General features: G+C 76.0%; 4 protein-coding genes. 3 read left to right on the top strand and 1 reads right to left on the bottom strand.

Features of this window, described 5'->3' with window-relative positions; all coding sequences use genetic code 11:
- Window positions 1-1,301 (bottom strand): hypothetical protein (locus ABD352_RS37245; protein ID WP_344617257.1); only part of this gene is annotated, 1,301 nt, incomplete at its 3' end.
- Window positions 1,302-1,331: 30 nt separating this feature from the next.
- On the opposite strand from ABD352_RS37245, the gene ABD352_RS37240 reads away from it, so the two are divergent.
- Genes ABD352_RS37240 through ABD352_RS37230 form a run of 3 tightly spaced genes read left to right on the top strand, consistent with a single transcriptional unit; the run spans window position 1,332 to window position 6,706 of the window.
- Entirely contained in the window at window positions 1,332-2,018 is a 687-nt protein-coding gene (locus tag ABD352_RS37240) for a TetR/AcrR family transcriptional regulator C-terminal domain-containing protein (protein WP_344617256.1), read from the top strand.
- A 52-nt stretch (window positions 2,019-2,070) separates the two neighbouring features.
- The gene (locus ABD352_RS37235; protein ID WP_344617255.1) at window positions 2,071-2,271 is read left to right on the top strand and encodes a DUF1918 domain-containing protein; all 201 of its coding nucleotides are present in this window, start codon (window positions 2,071-2,073) and stop codon (window positions 2,269-2,271) included.
- A 55-nt stretch (window positions 2,272-2,326) separates the two neighbouring features.
- Window positions 2,327-6,706 (top strand): trypsin-like peptidase domain-containing protein, encoded by a 4,380-nt coding sequence (locus ABD352_RS37230; RefSeq protein ID WP_344617254.1) that lies wholly within the window; start codon window positions 2,327-2,329, stop codon window positions 6,704-6,706.
- Window positions 6,707-6,748: the final 42 nt, after the last annotated feature.

Raw genomic sequence — 6,748 nt, 5'->3', positions numbered from 1 at the left:
CCTCGCGCGCCGTCGCCGTCGTTGCGCCGCCGCTCGCGATCGGGCCCGGGCGCGTCGAGCCCGCCGTCGCGCTGCCGCTCGTGATCCAGCGCGAGGTCGGCGCCGCCGCGCAGGCCGCCCTCACCGTCGCCGCGCGGCGCGGGTTCGGCGCGGTGGATCTGCGTGGCGCCCGCCAGCTCGCGGGACAGCAGGGCGAACGTGTCCGCGGCCGGGTGGCGGCGGGTCAGCGCGCCGTCACCGTCGAAGTCCAGCAGCGGCAGCCGGCCGAAGAGCAGGTCCATCATCTGGTAGCGGTCGCGGTAGCCCGGGATCTCCGGGGCCAGGTTCCAGTACGCGGTCCGGGTCACGCCCGCGGCCAGCGCCCGCACCGTGCGCGTCACCACCTGCCGGCACGCGATCCGGTCGCGCTTGACCGACAGCTCGCCCGGGCAGCCCTCCATCAGCATCTGCAGTCGCGGCGGGAGCTCGGGCATCCGGGCGTACAGGGCGGCCATCGCGCGCCGCTCCGGCGACGACTCGGCGGCCAGCGAGGCCGGGTCCGAGGGCAGCGCGGCGAACGTCGCGGCCAGGATCGACTCCAGCTCAGGGAACTCGAACAGCACCGGGCCGCCGTGCTCGCCGGCCAAGACCGGGCGCTCGCAGCCGTGGCGGCGCATCATCGCCCGCGCCTGCTCGACGTAGTCGCCGACCCGCTCCGGCGGGCCGTACAGGTGCACGTCGAAGGCGTCGAACGCGTCCCCGCCGAGGGAGAGCACACGGTCGAAGAACGCCCGCTCGGGGCTGTCCTCGGCGCTGCTCAGCATGTCGTACCCGCACCCGCCCAGGACCACCAGCGAACCGGGCGCGCCGGCGTGGACGGCACGGTGCAGGGCGCGCAGCTGTGCGACGTAGTCGTCGGCGGTGCCGGCCCACAGCAGGGCGGTGTTGCTCGGCTCGTTGTCGCATTGGAAGTACCGGATCCAGCCCCGGCAACGCTCGACGAGCGCCGCGGCGAACCGCTCGTAGTCGGCGATGTCCTTGGCCGGGGACGGGGGCAGGAAGGTGGCCGGCCGCTGTGTCGCCCACGGCGAGCTGGAGACCACGGTCAGCCAGGCCTCCTCGTCGCCGTCGAGCTGCGCGAGCAGCGCGTCGGTGGCGGTCCAGTCGAAGCGGCCCGGCTCCGGCTCGACCTGGGACCAGTACAGGTAGGCGCGCACCAGGCCGGCGCCGAGGGCGCGGGCCTGCGGCACGAACTCGCCCGGCGGCCCGAAGAGCCCATAGCTGATCCCGCGCACCACACCGACCCGGAAAGTTTTGTTCATATACTCAGGTATAGCTCGTATATTTGAACCATGCCAGCAGGTACTCCCCCGGTGTGGGCCCTTCCCGCGCCCCCCGCCCGCCAGCGCCGGCTCGGGCGAGACGAGATCGTCGCGGCGGCGATGGAACTTGCCGACGAGGGCGGGACGGCGGCGCTCACCATGAAGGCGGTCGCGGCGCGGCTGGGGCCCTACACGCCGATGGCCCTGTACCGGTACGTCCACCACAAGGACGGCCTCGTGGACCTCATGCTCGACGCCGCGGCCGCCGAGGTGCGCCTGCCCGACCCCGCTGGCCCCGACTGGCGGGCCGCCCTGCACGACATCGCCACCGGGACGCGTTGGATGATCAAACGCCATCCCTGGTACGCCGAACTGGTGCACACCCGCCCACCGGCCGGACCGCACGCGATGCGCCGCCTCGAGTGCATGCTGCGCATCCTGACCGGCCGGGGCGTCGAGGTGGGCCGCGCGCTCACGTTCGCCGCGCTGCTGGACCGGCACGTGGTCGGCAGCGGCGTGCAGGAGGCACAGGAGGCCCGCTTCGAGCGGCTGGACGAGCCGGGCGCCTTCGCCACGGTGCGCGACCTGGCCGCGGCCGACGGCACGGTACCGCTGCTCACCGGCTGGCTGTCCGCCCCCGAGCCGGCCCCGCCGGACGAGCAGTTCGACCTGGGCCTGGCCATGCTGCTCGACGGAATCGAGGCCCGCCTGCCCTGATCGGAGGGGCATGCTGGAAGGGCAACAACCGCAACTCAGGCGAGGAGGAGCGATGCACGCGAACGTCGGAGATCGCCTGATCATCGAGGGCACGCACGTCGGCGACGGCCGCCGCGAGGGCGTCATCACGAAGGTCCGCCGCGACGACCACACGCCGCCGTACACCGTGCGGTGGCACGACGGCCACGAGGCCCTGGTGTACCCCGGCCCCGACGCCCGGGTCCTGCCCCCGGCGCCCACCGGTCGGCGCTGAAAACCGGGCGGCCGGTGGATCCGGCCGCCTGGCGCCGCCGTGATGTGATGGGTGCGTGGTCGATCCCCGACGGATCGTGATGCTCGTGGTCCGCCGGGCCGACGGCTCGCGCTGGGTCGGGTCGGGCTACACGCTCGCCCCCGACGCCGTGCTCACCGCCGCCCACGTCGTCGAGGGCGCCGCGTCGATCGAGATCCGCCCGGAGGGCGCCGCCGCCCTGCCGGCCACCGTCGCGCGGGCCGACCCCGGCCCCGACCTGGCCCTGCTCGCGCCCATCGACGGCACGCTGCCCGCCGCGACCGAGCGCCCGCAGTGGGGCACCGTCGGCGACCGGCCGGCCGTGCTCGACGTGGCCGTGTTCGGCTACCCGCGCTGGAAGCTGCGGGACACCTTCCGCGTGCTCGCCCACGAGCCCGGCACCCTGGCCGCCCTGGCCAACCGCCGCGAGTCGACCTTCCAGGTGACGGTCGCCCCGCCCGCTCCCGACGCGGCCGGGGTCTCCCCGTGGGAGGGCATGTCCGGCGGGCCCGTCTTCGCGGGCGAGCGCCTCATCGGGGTGATTTCGCGGCAGTACCCCAGGGAAGGCCCCAACCGCCTCACCGTGGCCCGCATCGATCGCTGGTCACCGTTGCCCGCCGGGGTGGAGCCGGTCGACGTGCTGCCCCGCCCGGCCGCCGAGACGACCACCGCCGCGTACCTGGCCCAGGTCCGCGACCTCGCCCCTGCCGCCGGGCTGCGCGACCGGGCCGCCGAGATCGACGAGCTGACCGCCTTCTGCGCCGGCGACGAACCCTACGTCTGGTGGCAGGCGGGCCCATGGGCCGGCAAGACCGCCCTGCTGTCCACGTTCGTCCTGCACCCGCCGGCCGGCCTCGACGTCGTGTCGTTCTTCATCACCGCCCGCCTGGCCGGCCAGACCGACAGCACGGCGTTCACGGATGCCCTGCTGGAGCAGCTTTCGGCGTACCTCGGCGAACCCCTGCCGCCCCTGCACTCCCCCGCCGGCCGTGACGCCCACCGCCGCCGCCTCCTGCGCGACGCCGCCGACCGCGCCGTGCGCGACGGCCGCCGCCTGATCCTGGTCGTCGACGGCATCGACGAGGACACCGGCGCCGAGCCCGGCTCGGCGGTACCGTCCATCGCGTCCCTGCTGCCCAAGCACCCCGACCCGGGCCTGCGGGTGGTCCTCGCCGGCCGCCCGCACCCGCCGATCCCGTCCGACGTCGCGGGCGACCACCCGGTCCGCACCTGCCCGGTCCGCCCGCTGACCCCGTCGCCGTGGGCCGGCGAGCTCGCCCTGGAGGCCCGCCACGAGCTGGGCCGTCTCCTGGCCGCGGGCGGCCTGCACCGGCAGGTCGTCGGCCTGGTCACCGCCAGCGGGGGTGGCCTGACCCTCGACGACCTGGAACACCTGACCGCCGCTCCGCGCGACGAGATAGAGCACCTGCTGGGCGGCGTCTTCGGCCGCACCGTGCGCGCCGGGACCGACCTCGTCTACCTGTTCGCCCACGAGACCCTGCGCGTCGAGGCCCTGCAGAAGCTGGGGCACACGCAGGTGGCCGTCTTCGCGGACCGGATCCATTCGTGGGCCGACGGATACCGGGAGCGCGGCTGGCCGGACGACACCCCGGGGTACCTGTCCCGCGGCTATCCGCGCATGCTCGCCGCCGCCGAGGACCACCGCCGCCTGTCCGCCCTGGCCCTGGACCAGTCCCGGCACGCCTGGCTGCTGCGCTCCACCGGTGCGGACGCGGGGGCGCTGGACGACCTCCGCGCGGCCCAGCGCCTGACACTGACGCAGGCCGATGCCGACCTCGCGACGATGGCCCGCCTGGCGTACCGCCGCGACCAGCTCGCCGACCGCACCCGGAACATTCCCACGGGCCTGCCAGCCGTCTGGGCCGCCCTCGGCCAGGTCCGCCGGGCCGAGGCGCTCGCCGCCAGCATCAGCGACCCGGACCGTCAGGGGCGGGCGAAAGCCGCGCTCGTGGCACCGATCGTGGCGGCCGGCGAGCCGGGACGGGCTGAACGCCTGGCCCTCGACGTCGCCGACCACAGCGTCCGGGCCCAGGCGCTGCTCGATCTGGTGCGTGCGCTGGACGCGACCAACGCCCAGGCCGAGGCACGCCGGGTGATCAACGTCCTCCCCGCGGAGCGACAGGACGAGGCGTTCGCGGAGCTGGCCGGGGCGGCGGCCGCGCGGGGCGACCACGACGGTGCCGAGGAGCTGGCCGGCGCCATCGCCGAGCCGTCCGCCCGGTCCGCCGCGCTGGACGGGCTGCTGGGGATACTGATCGAAGCCGGCGCGTTCGACCGCGCCGAACGGCTCGCCCAGAGCGTGGACGACCCCGGCAAACGGGTCCGTTGGCTGACGGCGCTGGCCGCGGCAGGCGACGCGGAGCTCGTGCGGCGCGTCATCGGGCACCTGGAGCTGATGCCCGGGGCCGGCGATCCACCTCGGCACGCCGCGCGGCTGGCCGAGCTGGCCCTCGCGCTCGGCGCCGCCGGCGAGCCGGGTGCCGTCGGCGAGCCGGGTGCCGTCGGCGAGCCGGGTGCCGTCGGCGAGCTGGCCGACGCTGTGGAGCGACTCGTCGAACCACCGGTCCCGATGGCCGTCGGCCTTCTGCGGGCGCTGTCCGGAGCGGGCGAGCGCAGCCGCGCGGCCCGGATCGCCGCGCGCGCCGAGCGGTCAGCCTGCGCGCCGGGGCAGGATTCGGCGGCGCAGGCCGCCGATCTGGGCCTGCTCGCGTCGGGGCTGGTGGCCGTGGGTGACCTCGGTGGCGCCCAGCGCGTCGTCGCCCGCACCCGCCTGCTCGGGCTCGACAACCAGCGACCTGAAACCACGCAGGCGCTGACCGAGGTGGTGACGGCGCTGGTCCGCGCGGGTGACCTCGACCGCGCCGAGAGGCTGGCCCGCGCGTTCACCGAGCTGCCGTTCGACGGCGGGCCGTACCGGGCGGCCGTGTTCACCGCGCTCGCCGTTGCCTTCGTGGCCGCCGGCGAGCCGGACCGCGCCGAGCGGCTGGTCGAGGAGATGCCCGGCGCCAGGCAGCGGACCGAGGCCCGCATGCGGCTGATCCCGGTGCTGGCCGCGGCCGGTGCCGACGAGCAGGCAGAGCGCCTCGCCGGCGCCGAGCGCCTCGCTGGCACCGGCCGCGGCCTCGACGCGGGCAGGGCGGTCGTCGTCGCGGTCGCCGCGCACGGCGGCGACGAGCGCGCCGAACCGATCGCCTGGCGGCTCGACCTGCCGCTTGCCGAACGGCCCGGGCTGACCAGAGAGCTCATCGCCACGGGGGCCTTCGGCACGGCCGAGCGCGTCGCCGTGTCCATCGGCAACGCCGGCCTCCGGGCCGAGGCCCTGACGGAGCTGGCGGCCGCGCTCGCCGCGGCCGGGCAGCACGATCGCGCCGCCCGCCTCGCCGAGGAGGTCGAGCAAGGCGCGCGCCTGACGGCCGGTGCGGGCCTGGTGATGGCACTGACGCCCCTCCTGGCCGGGCTTGCGGCGGCAGGCGATCCCCGGGCGCGCGGCCTCGCCGAGGAGGTGGAACGGCAGGCCCGGGAGACGGCAGGCTACGATGGCGCGGTCACGCTGGAACGGCTGACCACCGCCTTGATCTCGGCCGGGGAGTTCACCTGGGCTGCGCGGCTGGCCCACGAGATCGGCATCCCGTATGAGGCAGAACCGGTGCTGCCCTTGCTGGTCGCCGGGTTGACGAAGGCGGGTCTCCACGACGGTGTCGAGCATCTCGTCCGGCGGGCCGCCGCCCGGACCGGGCGACACGGGCAGCTGGCCGCGCTGATTCCGGCGCTGATGGCCGCCGGCGAGCGCGAGCGCGCCGAGGCCCTTGTCGAGCAGATCGCGGCCGAGGCCGCCAGGGCCACCAACAGGAACTCGGCGGAGGACATCAACGCCGCCCTTGCCATCGCACTCGCCGCGGCCGGCGACCTCGATCGAGCCGAGCGCCTCGCTCGCGACCGGCCGGGACGCGCGGGCGACCTGCTGGCACGGATCGCGGCCAGGCACAAGGCGGCCGGCAACCACGCCCGCGCGCGGCGTCTCGCCGAGGAGGCCGAGCGGGTCGTCCGCCGCGGGTCTCGAGAGGGCCCGTTGACGGAGCTGGTGGCGGGGCTGGCTGCGGCCGGGGAACCGGACCGGGCGGAGCGCATCGCCCGCTCGCTCAACGGCCGGGATGCGTTGGCAGCGGTGCTGAGCAGGCTCGCGGCGGCCGTGCCGGACCCGCGCCGCACGCGGGGGCTGTATGCGGAGGCGTGGCTGACCGCGCGGTGGCAGGTGCCCTTCGAGGCGGTGCCGCTCCTGTCACCGGAGGCGGCCGTGGCGGTCGCCGACGAGGCCGGGGTCGGCAACGAGCACGACGTCATGGCAGGGCCGGGCAGGATCGGCGGACTACGGCCGCTTCCAGGCACATCGCTGTGAGCACGGCCCAGACCGCTGCGCCCGAGGCCGCGCGGCCGACGG

This window comes from Dactylosporangium salmoneum (genome assembly GCF_039532525.1).
GTDB lineage: Bacteria > Actinomycetota > Actinomycetes > Mycobacteriales > Micromonosporaceae > Dactylosporangium > Dactylosporangium salmoneum.
Note: the sequence above shows the minus strand (reverse complement) of the source record. Positions and strands in the feature narration are given on the sequence as shown.

What these genes read in the sequence shown, in the direction of transcription:
- ABD352_RS37240 (WP_344617256.1), top strand. Translation starts at nt 1,332, where the DNA reads ATGCCAGCAGGTACTCCCCCGGTGTGGGCCCTTCCCGCGCCCCCCGCC.
- ABD352_RS37235 (WP_344617255.1), top strand. Translation starts at nt 2,071, where the DNA reads ATGCACGCGAACGTCGGAGATCGCCTGATCATCGAGGGCACGCACGTC.